Raw genomic sequence first — 18,780 nt, forward strand, 5'->3', positions numbered from 1 at the left:
TCGCCTTACCCGGCCTACAAAACCGTAGGCCCGGTAAGCGTAGCGCCACCGGGCGCTGCTCAGAGCTGAGAAAAACCTCCATCCCCAACCCACCCGGCAAGCCGTGAATACACCACGTCCACCGCCTCTTTCACCGGCGGCGTCATCGGGTAATAAAACCCGACAATATCCGGCTGAATGCCCAAAAACAGCACCTCGCCCACGTCACCTTTGATCTGATCCACGAGGTAGTTCAGCGGCATATTGTGGGTGGTCATCATAAACATCTCGGCGATGTCGTCCGGGTCAATCAGGCGGATCTCGCCGGGGTTGAGCCCCATATCGGTGGCATCGACGATCAACAGCCTGTCCGGACGCAGCTCGCGGATGGCCACCACGTCGTTTTCCGGCGCGCTGCCGCCGTCAATCACCACCCAGTCGCCCTGCGGGTTCGCGGCACACATCTCTGCGAGCAGCGGACCCGCGCCGTCGTCGCCCATCATGCTGTTGCCGACACACAGTAAAACGTCAGTCACGTAATCTCCTCACCATCAGGTAGATGGCGCTCTCCTGATGAATATCATGCAGCATGCCGAGCAGCGTTTTGCTCCAAGTCTGCTGCTCGGGGGTTTGCCTGCCCAGCGCCGCGTCAAAGGCGTTGGCGAGCATGGCAATGTGGTTCACATCGATCACGATCTCGCCGTACTTCGGCACGCCTTCCATTTTGCGCCGCGCCGTGCTGCCCTCCTCCAGCGTGGCAATCCACGCCAGGTATTCCGGCCAGGGGCAGCTCAGCGCGGCCTCCAGGCAGTCAATCACCCCGAGGTGATGCCCAATCGCCAGGCTGTAATAGACCACCTGCTGCGCCGCATCCGGCGTGGCATCGTTCTCATCAATAAACTTACGGCTCAGCTGGCTGAACACCACCGTTTCACTCATCGGATACGCGCCTCGTCGACGATGCTGTTCAGGTTCGCCACAATCTCATTGAGGCGCGGATCGTTTTCCGCCTCCAGCCAGCGCGCCACCTGGTGGTCGCCCTGGCTCAGCAGGCGCAGATAATCGTCGGCAATCTGGCGCCCGTAGCGGTACCCCGCCAGCCTGCGCGCCGTGCGGTCAACCTTCACCCGCAGCGGCTGCACCATGTCCGGGTGCAGAATGGCGGCCGGCTGGTTGTCGAGTTCGCCCGGCTCGCGCGCGTGGATTTTCTGCTCCAGCAGGCCGAGCGCCATCGCGAAGCCGTACAGCGTCGCAGCGGGCGTCGGCGGGCAGCCCGGAATGTAGACGTCCACCGGCACGATTTTGTCGGTGCCGCCCCAGACGCAGTAGAGGTCATGGAAGATGCCGCCGCTGTTGCCGCAGGCGCCGTACGAGATGCAGATTTTCGGATCGGGCGCGGACTGCCAGGCGCGCAGCGCGGGCGAGCGCATGGCGCGGGTGACGGCCCCGGTGAACAGCAGGATGTCCGCATGACGCGGGGACGGCACCACCTTGATGCCGAAGCGCTCGGCGTCAAACAGCGGCGACAGCGTAGCGAAGATCTCAATCTCGCAGCCGTTGCAGCCGCCGCAGTCCACGCGGTAGACGTAGGCCGAGCGTTTGATTTTTTTCAGCAGCGACGCCTTCATGCTGGCGATGGATTCGTCCACCGTCATCGGCACCGGAATGCCGTTCGCGTCGCGCGGGCCCAGTAGGTTTTCCATCAGCTGGCCTCTCTCATGTGGCGGGTGATATCAATGCGGTCGGACGGCAGCAGGCACTTCTGTCGCTTGCACGCCGGACAGGTTTCAAAGCTTTCACGGTGATGTTCCGCGCGCGCGTCGCCGTTGTGCTGCAGCAGCGCGATGGCGTAGTCGATCTCTTTTTGCACGGCGAACGGGCGCTCGCAGACGCGGCAGCGGCACAGGTCAAAGCGCGACTGCTGCAGGAAATCCTCTTTCTTCCACACCGCCAGCTCGTACTCCTGCGACAGGCGAATGGCGACCGTCGGGCAGACCTCCTCGCAGCGGCCGCAGAAGATGCAGCGTCCAAGGTTAAACTGCCAGGCCAGCTCGCCGGTTTTGAGATCCGTTTCCACCGTCAGGGCATTCGACGGACAGGCGTTGACGCAGGCCGCGCAGCCGATGCACTGCTGCGGGTTGTGCTCCGGCTTGCCGCGAAAGTTTTTGTCGACCGGCATCGGCTCTAGCGGATAGCGGCTGGTCTGCGTGCCGGTTTTGATCACTTTTTTGATGAAGGTAAACATGACGAATCCTTATTTCAGCGGCGAGTTCTTACGCTCGATGCTGTAGCGCTCAAGCTCTTTGTACGGCACCACCTGGCTTTTCTTCTTGCGCACGTCCACAACGGTCATGCGGTCGGTGCAGGAGTAGCACGGGTCGAGGCTGCCGATGATCAGCGGCGCGTCGGAGACCGTGTTGCCGCGCAGCATATAGCGCAGGGTTGGCCAGTTGGCGTAGGTCGCCGCACGGCAGCGCCAGCGGTAGAGCTTCTGGTTGTCGCCGGTCATGCTCCAGTGGATGTCGTCCCCGCGCGGCGCTTCGGCAAAGCCGAGGGCAAAGCGGTTTGGAATGTAGGTGAAGCCTTCCACCATCAGCGGGCCGCCCGGCAGGTTGTCCAGACCGAAGTCGATCATGTTCAGCGCGGTGAACACCTCGTTGATGCGCACCTTCAGGCGGGAAATGACGTCGCAGCCCTGCTCGCTGTGCACGGTCATCGGCAGCAGGCCATAGCCGACGAACGGGTGATCTGCGCGGGTGTCGCGGGCGTGGCCGCTGGCGCGCACCATCGGGCCGACGTTGCTGAAGTCGCGGGCGATTTCCGGGTCAAGACGGCCGATGCCCACGGTGCGCTGCTCGATGTTGGGCGTGCTGAGCAGCATGTCCACCAGCTCCTGCACGTCGCGGCGCATCTGCTGCGCCAGCTGGCGGGTCTGGATCATGTCGTTTTTCAGCAGGTCGCGGCGGATCCCGCCGATCAGGTTCAGACCGTAAGTTTTGCGCGCCCCGGTGAGGATCTCCGCCATCTTCATCGACGCCTCACGCACGCGGAAGAACTGCATAAACCCGGAGTCAAAGCCGACGAAGTGGCAGGCCAGGCCGAGGTTCAGCAGGTGCGAGTGCAGGCGCTCCACCTCCAGCAGGATGGCGCGGATCATCTGCGCGCGTTCCGGCACCACGATCCCCATGCCGTTCTCTACCGAGGTGGTGTAGGCGGTGCTGTGGGCGAAGCCGCAGATGCCGCACACGCGGTCAGAAAGAAACGTCACTTCGTTGTAGCCCATGCGGGTCTCCGCCAGCTTCTCCATGCCGCGGTGGACGTAGAACAGGCGGTAGTCGGCGTCGATAATGTTTTCACCGTCAACGAACAGGCGGAAGTGGCCCGGCTCGTCAGAGGTGACGTGCAGCGGGCCGATCGGCACCACGTTATTCTTCTTGCTGCCCAGCTCGTTGATGAACTCGTAGGTTTCGCTGTCGGTAGTCGGCGCCGGACGCTGGCGGTAGTCCATGCTGTCTTTGCGCAGCGGATAGAGTTCGTCAGGCCAGTCGTCCGGCAGCACCAGACGGCGCTCGTCCGGCAGGCCAACCGGCACCAGGCCATACATATCGCGCACTTCGCGCTCGCCCCAGACGGCGGCGGGCACGCGCGGCGTGACGGACGGGTATTCCGGTTTATTCGGGTCGACCTCGACGCGCACGGTGATCCAGCACTTCTCGCCCTGCTCCATCGACATCACGTAGTACACCGCGTAACTGCCGCACAGCTGGCGCTCGTCGTTACCGAACAGCACCGACAGCCAGCCGCCCTGCCGGTAGTAGAGAAACTCCACCACTTCCGGCAGATAGTTCACCTTAATGGTGACGGTGATCTGGTCTTTGGTTTGCCAGGACTCCTCCAGCACCACGCCCGGGAAAGCCTGATGCAACGCGGCGAGATACTGCTGACCTTTCTTTTCTTCAGACATAAATACTCTCTTTAATCACGCCACCAGCAAGGAGACGAACGCTAAAAATGCAAAACCAAACCCGGCCCAGGTGATGCGGGACGTTTCCACAAAACGCAGGCGCGCCATGCTGTTTTCGAACAGGGCAATGACCAGCACGCCGACCAGCAGCTTGAGGGCGGCAACCACGACGGCCAGCAGCAGACCGCCCGCGGAGAAGTGCGTCATCTGCCCCCACGGGAAGAAGACGCCGACAAACATCTGCAGCACCACCAGCTGTTTGAGGCTGATGCCCCACTTCAGCACCGCAAAGCCGTAGCCGCTGTATTCGGTGAGCGGCCCTTCCTGCAGCTCCTGCTCGGCTTCGGCCAGATCGAACGGCAGCTTGCCCATCTCGATAAACGTGGCGAACGCGCAGGCGCACAGCGCCAGCACCAGCGGAAGGGAGCGGGCAACCGGCCAGTGGTAAACGGTGTCGGTGATAAAGCTGATGTGCGTGGAACCCGCAACCTGCGCGGCGACCCACAGCCCCAGCAGCAGGATCGGCTCAACCAGCACGCCGAGCATCGCCTCGCGGCTGGCACCGATGCCGGTAAACGGGCTACCGGTGTCCAGGCCCGCAATCGCAAAGAAGAAGCGGGCGATGGCGAAGAGGTAGATAAGGGTAATCAGATCGCCAAGCACGGGCAGGGGCGAAGCCACCGTCACCACCGGCAGCGCGGTGGCGACGGTGAGCATCACGCCCACCATCACAAACGGCGTCAGGCGGAAGACCCAGCCTGCGGCATCCGGGGCCACACTCTGGCGAGAAAGCAGCTTGAAGAGATCGCGGTACTCCTGCAGTACGCCAGGCCCACGACGGTTGTGCATCCGGGCGCGCGCCACGCGCGTGATGCCCGACAGCAGCGGCGCGGCGGCGAACAGCACCAGCGCCTGAAGAATTGCCAGTAACAGACTCATGTCAGGCTCCTCGTGAAATCACAATCACTACCAGCACCGCCAGCTCGATCATCGCCAGACGGCGGAACAGCGCGGGCGCGGCAGCGTTCTGCCAGCCGGGTACCCAGCCCACCGGGTTCAGCCAGTGGCGCAGCTTCAGCACGGCGGCGAAGTTCTCTTTCACCGGCATAGCAAAACCGTGGGCGGTGATGACCATCGACTGTTCGTGTTCATAACCGCAGGCCCACGCGGCACCGCGCGAGCGGGAGGTGAGCCGGTCGCGTTTGAAGAACAGCATCAGCACGAACGGCAGCAGCGGCGCGGCAATCAGCAGCAGTGCAATCATCGGCTGGGAAACGACGGTGTGAGCCGTCTCAAGCGGCAGCGGAATGGCCTTGCCCAGCAGCGGCAGCAGCCACGGCGCGGCAACCCCGCCCGCGATGCAGCACAGCGCCAGCGCGACCACGCTTACGCCCATCAGTACCGGTGCGCAGCAGGCGTTCTCAGCCTCACGCGTACGCGGTGCGCCAAGGAAGGTCACGCCATAGACTTTCGCCATGCACATCACGGCCAGCGCCCCGGTAATCGCCAGCCCGACCGCCAGCAGCGGCCCCAGCAGACGGGTGATAAACGCCTCGCTCTGACCGAGGGCGAAGAAGGACTGATAGATCACCCACTCCCCGGCAAAGCCGTTCAGCGGCGGCAGCGCGGCCATCGCCATCAGCCCGACCAGCATCGCCAGCGAAATCACCGGCATTTTTTTGCCAATCCCACCGAGCTTTTCGATATCCCGATGGCCGGTGCGGAACCAGACGCTGCCCGCCCCGAGGAACAGGGTGCTTTTAAACAGGCTGTGGTTGATCAGGTGATACAAACCGCCGATAAAGCCAGCGGCAATCAGCGCCGGTTGATTAAGCGCCAGCCCGGTCACGCCCGCGCCCATGCCGAGCAGGATGATGCCGATATTCTCCAGCGTGTGGTACGCCAGAAGACGCTGGATATTGTGCTCCATCAGCGCGTACAGGCCGCCGATGAAGGCGGTGATCATGCCCGCAATCAGCAGCACCACGCCCCACCACAGCGGCGGCTGGCCGCCGGTCAGCGTCATCGCCAGAATCCCGAACAGACCGACCTTCATCACCACCACAGAAAACAGCGCGGCAGCGGGCGCGGAGGCATTCGCATGCGCCTGCGGCACCCAGCCGTGCAGCGGGATAATCCCGGCCAGCAGGCCAAAGCCGATCACGCCCAGCAGCCAGACGTCATTGCCCAGCGGATGCCCGTTAAGCGCAGCGAACTCCAGCGTGCCGAAACGCTGCCACACCCGCCAGGAGGCCAGCGCCAGCAGCAGCGTCCCGAGGCGTCCCAGCGCAAACCACACTTTCCCGGAGGCGCTGCAGCCGGTCAGGAACACGCCGCAGAGCGCCATGATCTCCGCCATCACCACCAGCGCGCCGAGGTTGCTGGCGATCACGGTGCAGACCGCCGTCGCCATCAGCAGGTTCACCAGCAGGCCGTTGGCTTTGGCGTGCGGATGGCGGTGCCAGTCGATATTGAACAGGCTGATAAACAGCCCGCACAGGCCAAAGGTCACCAGCCAGATGGCGTTCAGCGGCGTAATCGCAACGGTGTGGCGAATCAGCGGCATCACGGCCTCTGCGGACTGCCCGCCGAGCAGGACAACTCCACCCGCCGCCAGCGTCATCAGGCTGCCGACCGCCCCGCCGATCCCGGCGATCCAGCCGCTCAGGGTTTTATGGAATGACAGAAGCCACGCCAGCACAGCGGCGGCGGCAAAGTACGCCACGGCGCTGGTAATCATCGTAATCGCGTTCATTTCACCCCCTCGTTGAGCGTCTGCAGAAGCGAAAGATCGCCGACGTCGGTATTAATGGTCAGCTCGCGCTTGCGCTTGCTGGTGCGGGCGATGTCGCGAATATTCACCAGAATCAGCGCTTTGGTTGGACAGGTGCGCACGCAGGCCGGGCCCTGTTCATCGAAGCTGCACAGGTCACACTTCACCGCCACGGCACGGATGCCGGGCACCCAGTCCAGCAGCGTGCTGACGCGTGCAGGCGCCGGAGGCGCGGGCGGGGCTTTAGGCGAGTTGGCATTGGCCGGAATATGCAGCGGGCGGCTGCCGGAGAATTCAATCGCACCGAACGGGCAGGCAATGCCGCACAGCTTGCAGCTTACGCACAGGCTTTCGTTCAGCTGGACTGCGCCATCCACGCGGGTGATGGCGTTCACGGGACAGACACCCGCGCAGGGGGCATCTTCACAGTGATGGCAGAGCTGCGGGGCAGACTCTTTTTCATTACGCATGACGTGCAGGCGCGGCATGGACTGTAGCCCATGCAGGCGATGCGTTTCCGAACACGCCGCCTCACAGGTTCGACAGCCAATACAGACCGTCGAGTCAGCAATTACAAAACGGTTCACCGGGTTATCCTCTGGTGATAGTCATTTTTGACGAAAAACTGTCTTGTCGACACTTCTCGACACACTGGGGGTCAGGCCACGTTCGCTGAGGTATTTCCGTCCATCAGCTGCTTCAGGTTGACCGGGAGATCGTGTTCAACGGCGGTGTACAGGCCGTTATAAACCGGGGCGATTTTTTCCAGATAGTGCTCCAGTACCTGCTGGCGATCGCGGTTGCTGACGTGGCCGTCCACCATGCCGTCAGCCATCAGCTGCGCCTTTGCAATACACTGTTTTTCACCGTCTTTTGTCTCGAGGTGGTACTCGATGGTGTGGCTGTTGAAGTTATCCGCCAGGGTGACATTGATGATGAAATGGCCGAAGAGGACAAAGCGCATATCGCCCTGCGCCGCACAGCTCATCGCGTGGTGAAGACGCGCTTTCGACAAGGTAATGCCCTGAACCAGAGAGTTGCAGTAAAGGTGCCACTGGTCCTGTAACTGCTGATGACGCTGCGCGATGTATTCCGCTTTTTCGCTGATTTCCCAAATAGTCATAATAGGTATCCGTTTAATGGAGATAGCGGCTGTTAAGCAGATTCCATGCCAGTTTTTATGTTTATGATTTTCAATGGATTTAATTAAAAATTCGCTGTCAACATCGCGGTGTCGACGTGTCATTTCGACAGCGGTGACATCGACACGCCTTAACAAAAATCAAGCTGGCACTGTTATTGCATTACCGGGGCAATTCATTGAGGAGGCGTCATGCACGAAATCACCCTCTGCCAGCGGGCTCTGGAACTTATCGAACAGCAGGCTGTGCAAAACCACGCGAAACGCGTCACCGGCGTCTGGCTGAAGGTCGGGGCGTTTTCCTGCGTCGAGACCAGCGCCCTGACCTTCTGTTTTGAGCTGGTGTGCCGCGGCACGCTGGCGGAAGGCTGCGAACTGCATATTGAGGAGCAGCAGGCGGAGTGCTGGTGCGAACAGTGTCAGCAGTACGTCACCCTGCTCTCATCAAAGGTACAGCGCTGTCCGCAGTGTCAGAGCACCGGGCTGCGCATCGTGGCGGATGACGGCATGCAGATCCAACGCCTCGAAATCGAGAAGGAGTAAAGTATGTGTAGTACCTGCGGTTGCGCCGAAGGCAACCTGTATATAGAAGGGGATGAGCACCGTCCCCACTCCGCGTTTCGCTCCGCGCCCTTTTCCCCTGCCCCGCGCCCTGCGGCAGCCCTGACCGGCATTACCTTTGCGCCGCAGCGTTCCGACGCGGGCGACCTGCATTACGGCCACGGCGAAGCGGGTACCCACGCGCCGGGCATGAGCCAGCGTCAAATGCTGGACGTGGAAATCAACGTGCTGGACAAAAATAACCAGATCGCCGCCCGCAACCGCGCCCGCTTCGCCGCCCGCAAACAGCTGGTGCTGAACCTGGTCTCCAGCCCCGGTTCCGGCAAAACCACGCTGCTGACCGAAACGCTCAAACGCCTCAACGGGCGCGTCTCCTGCGCGGTGATCGAGGGCGACCAGCAAACGGTAAACGACGCGGCGCGCATCCGCGAAACCGGCACCCCGGCAATTCAGGTTAACACCGGCAAAGGCTGCCATCTGGATGCGCAGATGATTGCCGACGCCGCCCCGCGCCTGCCGCTGGCGGATAACGGCATCCTGTTTATTGAAAACGTCGGCAACCTGGTCTGCCCGGCGAGCTTCGATCTGGGTGAACGACACAAGGTGGCGGTGCTTTCGGTGACCGAAGGCGAAGACAAGCCGCTGAAATACCCCCACATGTTCGCCGCGGCATCCCTGATGCTGCTGAACAAAGTCGACCTGCTGCCGTACCTGAATTTCGACGTGGATAAGTGCCTGGCGTATGCCCGCGAAGTGAACCCGGAGATTGAGATCATGATGGTCTCCGCCACGCGCGGCGACGGCATGGACGGCTGGTTACGCTGGCTGGAGAACGAACGATGTGCATAGGCGTACCGGGACAAATCCATTCCCTCAACGGTAATCAGGCCAAAGTCGAGGTCTGCGGCATCCTGCGCGATGTAGACCTGACGCTGGTGGGCAGCAGCGATGAAACGGGCGCGTCGCGTCTCGGCCAGTGGGTGCTGGTCCACGTGGGGTTTGCCATGAGCGTGATTAACGAAGCGGAAGCCCGCGACACGCTGGATGCGTTGCAAAACATGTTCGACGTGGAGCCGGACGTCGGCGCGCTGCTGTACGGCAAGGAGCGATAATCATGCGTTACGTTGATGAATACCGCGCGCCGGAGCAGGTGCTGCAGCTTATCGGACACCTCAAAACGCGCGCGGCGCGGCTGGACTACACCAAAGAAAGGCCGCTGCGGATCATGGAGGTGTGCGGCGGGCACACGCACGCGATCTTCAAATTTGGCCTCGACCAGCTGCTGCCGGACAACATTGAGTTTATCCACGGCCCCGGCTGCCCGGTCTGCGTGCTGCCAATGGGCCGCATCGACAGCTGTATCGAGATTGCCAGCCGGCCCGACGTCATATTCTGCACCTTTGGCGACGCGATGCGCGTGCCGGGGAAAAACGGCTCGCTGCTGCAGGCGAAAGCGCGCGGGGCGGACATCCGGATCGTCTATTCGCCGATGGATGCCCTGACGCTGGCAGCGGATAACCCCGCGCGCAAGGTGGTATTTTTTGGCCTGGGGTTTGAAACCACCATGCCCGCGACGGCCATCACGCTGCAGCAGGCGAAAGCGCGCGGCGTCGATAACTTTTTCTTCTTCTGCCAGCACATTACGCTTATCCCTACCCTGCGCAGCCTGCTGGAAGCGCCAGGCAACGGCATTGACGCCTTTCTGGCACCGGGCCACGTCAGCATGGTGATTGGCACAGACGCCTACGGTTTTATCGCTGAACAGTACAATCGTCCGTTAGTGGTCGCTGGTTTCGAACCACTTGATCTACTGCAAGGTGTCACCATGCTGGTTGAGCAGAAAATAGCGGCCCTGAGCGCGGTCGAAAACCAGTACCGCCGCGTGGTGCCGGATGCCGGCAATGAACGGGCTCAGCGTGCCATTGCGGAGGTGTTCAGCGTCGAAGGCGACAGCGAGTGGCGAGGACTGGGGCTGATTGCCGAATCCGGCGTGCGCCTGACGCCAGCCTATCGCGCGTTCGACGCCGAAGCGCATTTCCGCCCGCAGCCGCAGCAGGTTTGCGACGATCCCCGGGCCCGCTGCGGCGAGGTGCTCACCGGCAAATGCAAACCGCATCAGTGCCCGTTATTTGGCAATACCTGTAACCCGCAAACGGCGTTTGGCGCGCTGATGGTCTCCTCCGAAGGGGCATGCGCCGCGTGGTATCAATATCGCAACCAGGAGTGTGAAGCATGAACACGGTGGAAATGGCGCACGGAAGCGGTGGACAGGCGATGCAGCAGCTGATTAACCGGCTGTTCATGGAGGCCTTTAACAACCCCTGGCTCGCCGAGCAGGAAGACCAGGCGCGCATTGACCTCGCCACCCTCACCGCCCAGGGCGACCGGCTGGCCTTCTCCACCGACAGCTACGTCATCGATCCGCTGTTCTTTCCCGGCGGCGATATCGGCAAGCTCGCCGTCTGCGGTACGGCCAACGACGTGGCCGTCAGCGGCGCCATTCCCCGCTACCTCTCCTGCGGATTCATCCTCGAAGAGGGGCTGCCGATGGAGACGCTCACGGCGGTGGTGAACAGCATGGCACACACCGCGCGCGAGGCGGGTATCGCTATCGTCACCGGGGACACCAAAGTGGTACAGCGCGGTGCGGCCGATAAGCTGTTTATCAACACCGCCGGGATGGGGGCTATCCCCGCCAACATTCACTGGGGCGCACAGCGGCTTAGCGCGGGCGACGTGCTGCTGGTAACCGGCACGCTGGGCTGCCACGGAGCGACTATCCTTAACCTGCGCGAAGGCTTAGGGCTGGACGGTGAACTGCGCAGCGACTGCGCGGTGCTCACCCCGCTGATTCAGACGCTGTGTACTATTCCCGGCGTGAAGGCCTTGCGCGATGCCACCCGCGGCGGGGTGAATGCGGTGGTTCACGAATTCGCCGCAAGCAGCGGGTGCGGAATTGAACTGACCGAGCGTGGCCTGCCTGTAAAAGCTGCCGTGCGCGGGCTGTGCGAACTATTGGGACTTGACCCACTGAACTTTGCTAACGAAGGCAAGCTGGTGATCGGCGTGGAACGCGCGGCGGCGGAAGCCGTTCTTGCAGAACTGCGCGCGCATCCATTAGGGAAAGAGGCCGCCATCATCGGCGAAGTGGTTGAGCGCAAGGGGGTGCGCCTGACCGGACTTTACGGCGTGAAGCGCACGCTGGACCTGCCGCACGCGGAACCCTTACCCCGAATTTGCTAGAGCCGCGCCATAAGCGGTCAGCACTGAATGTCTCTTTTTTGCCAGTTTCTATTGGAAAGCAATAATGCCGTATACACCGATGAGCGATCTTGGACAGCAGGGCCTGTTTGATATCACGCGCACACTTTTACAGCAGCCCGATCTCGGCGCGCTGAGCGATGCCCTGACGCGGCTGGTCAGGCAATCAGCGCTGGCCGACAGCGCGGCGATTGTACTGTGGCATAGCGGAACGCACCGCGCGAGCTACTATTCAACGCGCGATAATGGCAAAACGTTTGAGTACGAAGACGAAACGTATCTCGCGCATGGCCCGGTGCGCCGTATTCTCTCCCGTCCGGAAGCGCTGCACTGCAACTTTGAGGAGTTCCGCACGGCGTGGCCGCGGCTCGCGGAGAGCAACCTCTACCAGCCGTTCGGCCACTACAGCATGCTGCCGCTCGCGGCGGAGGGACATATTTTTGGTGGCTGCGAGTTTATTCGCACGACCGACCAGCCCTGGAGCGAGGCGGAATACGAGCGTCTGCACACCTTTACCCAAATTGTGGCCGTCGTCGCGGAGCAGATCCAAAGCCGCGTGACCAATAACGTGGATTACGACCTGCTGAGCCGCGAGCGCGACAACTTCCGCATTCTGGTTGCCATCACCAACGCCGTGCTGTCGCGCCTTGATATGGACGAGCTGGTCAGCGAAGTGTCGAAAGAGATCCACCACTATTTCAAAATCGATGCCATCAGTATCGCGCTGCGCGGCCATCGCAAGGGCAAGCTGAACATCTACTCCACGCATTATCTGGATGAAGCCAACCCGGCGCACGAGCAGAGCGAAGTGGACGAAGCGGGCACCCTGTCTGAGCGGGTGTTTAAGAGCAAAGAGATCCTGCTGCTCAACCTGAGCGAGCAGGACCCGGTGGCACCGTACGAGCGGATGCTGTTTAACACCTGGGGCAACAAGATACAGACCCTGTGCCTGCTTCCCCTGATGTCCGGCAACACCATGCTGGGGGTGCTGAAGCTGGCGCAGTGTGATGAAGCCGTGTTTACCACCGCCAACCTGAAGCTGCTGCGCCAGATCGCCGAGCGTATCTCCATCGCGCTGGATAACGCCCTCGCCTATCAGGAGATCCACCGCCTGAAAGAGCGGCTGGTGGATGAGAACCTGGCCCTGACCGAACAGCTCAACAACGTGGACAGCGAGTTTGGTGAAATCATCGGGCGCAGCGACGCCATGTACAGCGTGCTCAAGCAGGTTGAGATGGTGGCGCAAAGCGACAGCACGGTGCTGATCCTGGGCGAAACCGGTACGGGTAAAGAGCTGATTGCCCGGGCCATCCACAACCTGAGCAACCGCAACAGCCGTCGGATGGTGAAGATGAACTGCGCGGCGATGCCCGCAGGCCTGCTGGAAAGCGACCTGTTCGGCCACGAGCGCGGCGCATTCACCGGGGCCAGCAGCCAGCGGCTGGGCCGTTTTGAGCTTGCGGACAAGAGCTCGCTGTTCCTCGACGAAGTGGGCGATATGCCGCTGGAGCTACAGCCGAAACTGCTGCGCGTCCTGCAGGAGCAGGAGTTTGAACGTCTTGGCAGCAACAAGCTTATCCAGACTGACGTGCGGCTGATTGCCGCCACCAACCGCGACCTGAAAAAAATGGTCGCCGACCGCGAGTTTCGCAGCGATCTCTACTATCGCCTGAACGTCTTCCCGATCTTCCTGCCGCCGCTGCGCGAGCGCCCGGAAGATATTCCCCTGCTGGTCAAAGCGTTTACCGCCAAGATCGCGCGTCGGATGGGGCGAAACATCGACAGCATTCCTGCCGAGACGTTACGTACCCTTTCATCAATGGAGTGGCCCGGCAACGTGCGCGAGCTGGAAAACGTCATCGAGCGTGCGGTGCTGCTGACGCGCGGCAATGTGCTGCAGCTCTCCCTGCCTGAAGTGACGCTGCCTGACGTGACCGTACCCGCCGCCGAGACGGCGAAAGAGGGAGAAGATGAATATCAGCTCATTATGCGCGTACTCAAAGAGACCAACGGCGTGGTTGCCGGGCCAAAAGGTGCCGCCCAGCGTTTAGGGTTAAAACGCACTACCCTGCTGTCGCGCATGAAGCGTCTCGGGATCGATAAAGAGAGCCTGGTTTAAGCCCCCAATCCGGCGGTGTTTTTCTGGCACCGCCTTTCGTTACCCTGCGCAATTGTCCCTCATTGACACAAAATCGTTTCCTCTGTATAAAATTCCGCCTTAATAATGAGTTTCATTTGCATCAATAATAATATTAATCAAGGGTAGCGTTTCATGAAGAAGGTCATCTGCGCGTTAGGCCTGGCGGTTGCGTCGGTCAGTTCTGCTCTGGCAACCACATATCCTCTGACGATTGAAAACTGTGGCTATAAAGAGACATTCACCAAAGCGCCGGAACGCGTCGTGGCTCTGGGTCAGAATACCGTCGAAATTCTGCTCCTGCTGGGGCTGGAAGATAAGGTGAAGGCCAGCGCCTTCTGGCCGACGAAAGTGCTGCCGCAGCTGGCGGACCAGAACGCAAAAATCAAAACCCTGACGGTCGAAATCCCTACCCTTGAATCCGTGCTTGCGCAAAATCCCGACTTTGTCCCCGCGCAGTCACCGCTGCTGCTGGGGCCAGAAAGCAAGGTCGCAAAACGCGACGATCTGATGACCCTGGGCGTGAACAGCTACGTGTCCCCGGGCATGTGTGCGACCAAAAAAGCCACCGGCGATATGTACGGCAGCCGCCAGAAACTGTGGGATATGACGTATCTCTATCAGGAGATTGAGGATTTCGCCAAAATCTTTAACGTTGAAGACCGCGGTCAGGCCGTGATTGCCGATTTCAAAAAACGTGAGGCTGACCTGCGCCAGGAATTCAGTAAAAACAAAAAAGATCTCTCCTTTGTTTTCTGGTTCTCAAGCTCCTCCCCTTCTGCGGACGCCTACGTAGGCGGTAAAAATAGCCCCTCCGGGTTTATCGCCAGCCTGATGGGCGGGCATAACGCCATTACCTCCGAGACCGAATGGCCAACCGTGGGCTGGGAAAGCATTATTGCCGCCAATCCGGATGTGATTGTGGTCTCGAGCCTGGATCGCAACCGCTGGGCGCTGGATAACGCGGAAGAGAAAATCAAATTCCTGAAAAGCGATCCGGCCGTCAGCCAGCTGGACGCGGTGAAAAAAGGCCATATCGTGGTGATGGACGGTCAGGCCATGAACCCGACAATTCGCACGATTTACGGGGCTGAGCAGGTTGGCGAACAGCTCAGAAAACTGGGGCTGAACTGATGACCACCGCTGTCCTTCAGGCCAGGCAGAGCCTGGTTCTGACGACCTCGTGTTTGCTCGCCTTTGTCCTGCTATTTCTGGTTATCGCGCTGAGCGTCAGCGTCGGCGAGCTGTCCATCCCGCTGGATAACGTGTTTTACGCCATCAGCAATAAAATGGGGCTCACCGATGTCCCGCTCACTCGCATCTATGAGAGCGTGATCTGGGACTTCCGCCTGAGCCGCGCGCTGGTGGCGGCCTGCTGCGGCGCAGGTCTGGCCATCTGCGGGGCCGTATTGCAGAGCCTGCTGAAGAACGCGCTGGCGGAACCCTACGTGCTCGGCGTGTCCGCGGGCGCGTCGACCGGGGCGGTTTCTGTCGTCGTATTGGGGATCGGCACCGGTGCGGTGTCGCTCTCTGCCGGGGCCTTTGCCGGGGCGTTCGCCGCGTTTGCGTTTGTCGCGTTTCTGACGAACGGCGCGCGCGGCGGGAATGAACGTACGATTCTGGCAGGCGTCGCCGCCTCGCAGCTTTTTAACGCCATTACCGCCTACACCATTAGCACCTCCGCCAGTGCCCAGCAGGCGCGCGACGTGATGTTCTGGCTGCTGGGCAGCTTCAGCGGCGTACGCTGGCCTGAATTCCAGCTGGCACTGGTCGTGGTGCTGATTGGGTTAGCCGTGTGCCTCTACTATTCCCGAGCGCTGGATGCCTTTACGTTCGGCGATGACGCCGCGGCATCGCTGGGCATTGCAGTCCCCTGGGTGCGCCTGGCGCTCTTTACCACCACCGCGCTGATTACCGCAACCATCGTCAGCATGGCGGGGTCAATCGGCTTTGTCGGGCTGGTGGTGCCGCACGTCATGCGTTTCCTGTTCGGGCCGCTGCACCGCACGCTGCTGATTGCCAGCGCGCTGGCAGGCGCGATCCTGATGGTGCTGGCAGACATTGCCTCGCGCATGCTGATTGCGCCGCAAAGCCTGCCCGTCGGCGTGGTCACCGCGCTGGTTGGCGTTCCGTTCTTTGCCGTGATTATCTACCGCTCAAGGAATAAGTGATGAGCATCTGCGCTGAAAATATTACCTGGAAGGTCGGCAAAAAAGTCATCGTTAATGACGTCTCGCTGAAGGTTTCACGGGGCGAAACGGTAGGACTGCTTGGCCCTAACGGCTGCGGCAAATCGTCTCTTTTACGTATCCTCGCGGGGCTGCGTCGCCCGGATGCGGGCTGTGTGACGCTGGACGGCCAGGACATCTCTCGTATTGCCAAAAAGCAGCTGGCCCGCCGGGTCGCCTTCGTGGAGCAGCACGGCATGACTGACGCCAACATGCGCGTGCGCGACGTGGTCAAACTCGGGCGGATTCCGCACCACTCCGCCTTTTCCAACTGGAGCACGCACGATGACGAAACCGTCACCGCCGCTCTGCAGCGTGTGGATATGCTGGATAAAAGCGACCAGGGGTGGCTGAGCCTCTCCGGCGGTGAGCGCCAGCGCGTCCACATTGCCCGCGCGCTGGCCCAGACCCCGACGGAAATCCTGCTGGATGAACCGACCAACCACCTGGACATTCATCATCAGATGCAGCTGATGCAGTTAATCAGCGAATTACCGGTCACCAGCATTGTCGCCATCCACGATCTCAACCACGCCTCGATGTTCTGCGACTCGCTGATTGTGATGCAGAAAGGGCAAATTGTGGCGACGGGAACACCGCAGGACATCCTGTCCGAGTCGCTGCTCTGGGACGTCTTCCGGGTCAAAACCAAAATTGAGATCTCACCGTTCCATGGCAAAAAGCACATTCACTTTATCGTTTAGGGGCGAGTGAACAACGATGCCCCTTCGCCCTGCCACCACGCTCTGGCCGCCAGTCTTACTGGGTAGCCAGTTTGTTTTTAACATCGGCTTTTACGCCGTTGTTCCCTTCCTGGCGATATTCCTGCGCGACGACATGCTGCTCTCCGGCGGGCTGATCGGGCTGATCCTCGGCCTGCGCACCTTCTCTCAGCAGGGGATGTTTATCGTCGGCGGCGCGCTCTCGGACCGGTTTGGCGCGAAAATCGTTATCCTGAGCGGGTGCATTATTCGCGTCGCGGGGTATCTGCTGCTGGCGCTAGGAGAATCGCTGTGGCCGATTATTCTGGGCGCGTGCCTGACGGGGGTGGGCGGCGCGCTGTTTTCTCCCTCTATTGAGGCATTGCTGGCGAAAGCGGGCACGCACAGCGAGGCGAAAGGTAAACGAAGCCGGGCGGAGTGGTTCGCGCTGTTTGCGGTCTGCGGGGAACTCGGTGCGGTACTGGGCCCGGTTGCTGGCGCCCTACTCACCGGCCTGGGCTTTCGCCAGGTGGCGCTGGCGGGCGCTGGCGTCTTTCTCGTTGCGCTGGTGGTTCTCTACTTTTGCCTGCCCGCGTCACGCCATGCCGCGCGGACGCTGAAGCTCGTTCCCTGGTGGACGACCTTTCGCCAGCCCCGCTTTGTCGCCTTTATCATTGCCTATAGCTCGTGGCTTTTAAGCTACAACCAGCTCTATCTGGCGCTGCCGGTAGAGATCCAGCGCGCCGGCGGTAACGAGAAAGATCTCGGCCCGCTTTTTATGCTGGCCTCTGTACTGATTGTTGCTTTACAGCTGCCGCTGGCGCGATTCGCCCGGCGCGTGGGCGCGGTGAGGATCCTGCCGGTGGGCTTTTTATTCCTCTCCGCCGCCTTTGCAAGCGTGGCAATGTTTGCGCCGACGGCACCGCCTGAGGGCTGGCTGCGCCTGCTGCCGTCGGTCTGTTTCGTGACGCTGTTGACGCTGGGACAGATGCTGCTGGTACCCTCAGCTAAGGACCTGGTCCCCCGGTTTGCCGAGGAGTCCACGCTGGGGGCGCACTACGGCGCACTCGCCACCGCCGGAGGCATTGCGGTACTGGCCGGAAATTTGCTGTTTGGCAGCCTGCTGGATCGCGCGCTGGTGCCCTCAACGCAGGCGATGCTCCCCTGGCTGCAGCTCGCCCTCTTCCCGCTCTGCAGCGCGCTGGCCCTTAACGTGATTTGCCGCCCGCTCAGAAGCTGAACCGGTCACTTTTTCGGACGATACTTTTCCGGCAGTTCCGGTACGGGACGACGGTCATCCATCAGATGGCGGACGGTCAGAATGGGGTGACGCCAGAGCATTCGCGGGCCTGCCCAGCGCATAATCTGCTTCATCTCTTCGCGTTTTGCAGGCTGGTAGCAGTGGACCGGACACTGTTTACAGGCGGGCTTTTCCTCCCCGAAAACGCATTTATCCAGACGCTTATCGGCATAGGCATTTAGCGCCTGATAGTGCCCCTCTTCCACAGAGGCTTGAGGACACTGCTTCTGATACAGCGCGATCATTTTCGCGATGGTCTCTTTTTCGCGTGAAATTCGTTTACCGGACATAGCGACTTACCGAACAATAAAGTGCAAAAATAATACACCTTTCAATGCGGGATTTCAGTTATTGCATGTTGTTTTCTGAAGCCTGATTCCAGTTTTAGCCCTGCAAGGCCCAACCATCACTGGTATTTTATACAGGCATCAGTAATGACTTTTATCCGTGTTGTCGGGAGACCCTATGCAAGAACTCGCTATCAACAAACCCTATCGCCATTTAACAGTGGGATATTTCAGAAAGCGCCATGAAGACCGCAATACCAAGATACCGAAGCGCTACAGCGTGCATGCGGCGCTGAGCTTAAAAGGTGACTGGCTTGAAAAGGCAGGGTTTACCACCCACTCCCGGGTGCGAGTGGGTGTGGAGCATGGAAAAATCGTCATTGAGCTCATGTCGGAAGATGCCTCGTAAAGCGGCGACATTTTTCTGCGCCGTACCTTTTTTTCATGC

Annotated in this window: 21 protein-coding genes; 11 read left to right on the forward strand and 10 right to left on the reverse strand. The window is 60.8% G+C overall.

All coding sequences use genetic code 11. The features are described from left to right. Positions 1–59: 59 nt before the first annotated feature. From hycI to hycA, 9 genes are all read right to left on the reverse strand, one after another. Positions 60–515: a hydrogenase maturation peptidase HycI gene (hycI, locus tag ACOTXT_RS02120; protein ID WP_032664243.1), complete on the reverse strand. Its 456-nt coding sequence runs from the start codon at positions 513–515 to the stop codon at positions 60–62. Continuing rightward, positions 508–918 carry a formate hydrogenlyase maturation HycH family protein gene (locus tag ACOTXT_RS02125; protein WP_021241939.1) on the reverse strand — a complete coding sequence of 137 codons (411 nt, stop codon included), beginning with the start codon at positions 916–918 and terminating at the stop codon, positions 508–510. Before ACOTXT_RS02125 ends, hycI begins: the two co-directional genes overlap by 8 nt. Next, a complete protein-coding gene (locus ACOTXT_RS02130; RefSeq protein WP_021241938.1) occupies positions 915–1,682 on the reverse strand; it encodes an NADH-quinone oxidoreductase subunit B family protein in 768 nt (255 codons plus the stop codon). Before ACOTXT_RS02130 ends, ACOTXT_RS02125 begins: the two co-directional genes overlap by 4 nt. Then, entirely contained in the window at positions 1,682–2,224 is a 543-nt protein-coding gene (locus ACOTXT_RS02135) for a formate hydrogenlyase complex iron-sulfur subunit (protein ID WP_032675404.1), read from the reverse strand. The genes ACOTXT_RS02130 and ACOTXT_RS02135 overlap by 1 nt, the downstream gene beginning before the upstream one ends. A 9-nt stretch (positions 2,225–2,233) precedes the next feature. Then, a complete protein-coding gene (gene hycE / locus ACOTXT_RS02140; RefSeq protein WP_023294424.1) occupies positions 2,234–3,943 on the reverse strand; it encodes a formate hydrogenlyase subunit HycE in 1,710 nt (569 codons plus the stop codon). A gap of 15 nt (positions 3,944–3,958) precedes the next feature. Next, positions 3,959–4,882, reverse strand: coding sequence for a respiratory chain complex I subunit 1 family protein (locus tag ACOTXT_RS02145; protein ID WP_023294425.1), 924 nt, complete (start codon positions 4,880–4,882; stop codon positions 3,959–3,961). Between the two features lies 1 nt (position 4,883). Beyond that, on the reverse strand, positions 4,884–6,698 hold the full coding sequence (hycC, locus tag ACOTXT_RS02150) for a formate hydrogenlyase subunit 3 (protein ID WP_333163976.1): 1,815 nt from the start codon (positions 6,696–6,698) through the stop codon (positions 4,884–4,886). Beyond that, entirely contained in the window at positions 6,695–7,303 is a 609-nt protein-coding gene (locus tag ACOTXT_RS02155; RefSeq protein WP_045408561.1) for a 4Fe-4S dicluster domain-containing protein, read from the reverse strand. The genes hycC and ACOTXT_RS02155 overlap by 4 nt, the downstream gene beginning before the upstream one ends. A 71-nt stretch (positions 7,304–7,374) precedes the next feature. Then, positions 7,375–7,839 (reverse strand): formate hydrogenlyase regulator HycA, encoded by a 465-nt coding sequence (hycA, locus tag ACOTXT_RS02160; protein WP_023294428.1) that lies wholly within the window; start codon positions 7,837–7,839, stop codon positions 7,375–7,377. Positions 7,840–8,049: 210 nt separating this feature from the next. Between hycA and hypA the strand changes: the two genes are divergently transcribed. The 10 genes from hypA to ACOTXT_RS02210 all read left to right on the forward strand — a co-directional run bounded on the left by hypA (position 8,050) and on the right by ACOTXT_RS02210 (position 17,985). Beyond that, the gene (gene hypA / locus ACOTXT_RS02165) at positions 8,050–8,400 is read left to right on the forward strand and encodes a hydrogenase maturation nickel metallochaperone HypA (RefSeq protein WP_008499580.1); all 351 of its coding nucleotides are present in this window, start codon (positions 8,050–8,052) and stop codon (positions 8,398–8,400) included. A 3-nt stretch (positions 8,401–8,403) separates the two neighbouring features. Beyond that, a complete protein-coding gene (gene hypB / locus ACOTXT_RS02170; protein ID WP_248226037.1) occupies positions 8,404–9,267 on the forward strand; it encodes a hydrogenase nickel incorporation protein HypB in 864 nt (287 codons plus the stop codon). Continuing rightward, entirely contained in the window at positions 9,258–9,530 is a 273-nt protein-coding gene (locus tag ACOTXT_RS02175; RefSeq protein ID WP_333163971.1) for a HypC/HybG/HupF family hydrogenase formation chaperone, read from the forward strand. Before hypB ends, ACOTXT_RS02175 begins: the two co-directional genes overlap by 10 nt. Before the next feature lie 2 nt (positions 9,531–9,532). Next, on the forward strand, positions 9,533–10,654 hold the full coding sequence (gene hypD, locus ACOTXT_RS02180; RefSeq protein WP_248226040.1) for a hydrogenase formation protein HypD: 1,122 nt from the start codon (positions 9,533–9,535) through the stop codon (positions 10,652–10,654). Next, positions 10,651–11,661 carry a hydrogenase expression/formation protein HypE gene (hypE, locus tag ACOTXT_RS02185; RefSeq protein WP_248226041.1) on the forward strand — a complete coding sequence of 337 codons (1,011 nt, stop codon included), beginning with the start codon at positions 10,651–10,653 and terminating at the stop codon, positions 11,659–11,661. Before hypD ends, hypE begins: the two co-directional genes overlap by 4 nt. Before the next feature lie 64 nt (positions 11,662–11,725). After that, positions 11,726–13,798, forward strand: a complete 2,073-nt coding sequence (gene flhA / locus ACOTXT_RS02190) for a formate hydrogenlyase transcriptional activator FlhA (RefSeq protein ID WP_021241929.1) — start codon at positions 11,726–11,728, stop codon at positions 13,796–13,798. A 153-nt stretch (positions 13,799–13,951) separates the two neighbouring features. Beyond that, positions 13,952–14,950, forward strand: coding sequence for an ABC transporter substrate-binding protein (locus ACOTXT_RS02195; protein ID WP_045418276.1), 999 nt, complete (start codon positions 13,952–13,954; stop codon positions 14,948–14,950). Continuing rightward, the gene (locus tag ACOTXT_RS02200; RefSeq protein WP_008499587.1) at positions 14,950–15,987 is read left to right on the forward strand and encodes a FecCD family ABC transporter permease; all 1,038 of its coding nucleotides are present in this window, start codon (positions 14,950–14,952) and stop codon (positions 15,985–15,987) included. Before ACOTXT_RS02195 ends, ACOTXT_RS02200 begins: the two co-directional genes overlap by 1 nt. Next, entirely contained in the window at positions 15,987–16,748 is a 762-nt protein-coding gene (locus ACOTXT_RS02205) for an ABC transporter ATP-binding protein (protein ID WP_008499588.1), read from the forward strand. The genes ACOTXT_RS02200 and ACOTXT_RS02205 overlap by 1 nt, the downstream gene beginning before the upstream one ends. Positions 16,749–16,764: 16 nt before the next feature. Continuing rightward, positions 16,765–17,985 (forward strand): MDR family MFS transporter, encoded by a 1,221-nt coding sequence (locus ACOTXT_RS02210; RefSeq protein ID WP_055321967.1) that lies wholly within the window; start codon positions 16,765–16,767, stop codon positions 17,983–17,985. A gap of 5 nt (positions 17,986–17,990) precedes the next feature. Here the strand turns inward: ACOTXT_RS02210 and ACOTXT_RS02215 are convergent, their stop codons facing one another. Then, the gene (locus ACOTXT_RS02215; RefSeq protein WP_008499590.1) at positions 17,991–18,335 is read right to left on the reverse strand and encodes a nitrous oxide-stimulated promoter family protein; all 345 of its coding nucleotides are present in this window, start codon (positions 18,333–18,335) and stop codon (positions 17,991–17,993) included. A gap of 175 nt (positions 18,336–18,510) precedes the next feature. Here ACOTXT_RS02215 and ACOTXT_RS02220 point away from each other — a divergent pair, with 175 nt between their 5' ends. Next, on the forward strand, positions 18,511–18,741 hold the full coding sequence (locus ACOTXT_RS02220) for a SymE family type I addiction module toxin (RefSeq protein WP_008499591.1): 231 nt from the start codon (positions 18,511–18,513) through the stop codon (positions 18,739–18,741). The last annotated feature ends 39 nt before the right edge of the window (positions 18,742–18,780 follow it).

This window comes from Enterobacter cloacae complex sp. IR5422, assembly GCF_049238165.1.
In the GTDB taxonomy this organism is placed as follows: domain Bacteria; phylum Pseudomonadota; class Gammaproteobacteria; order Enterobacterales; family Enterobacteriaceae; genus Enterobacter; species Enterobacter roggenkampii.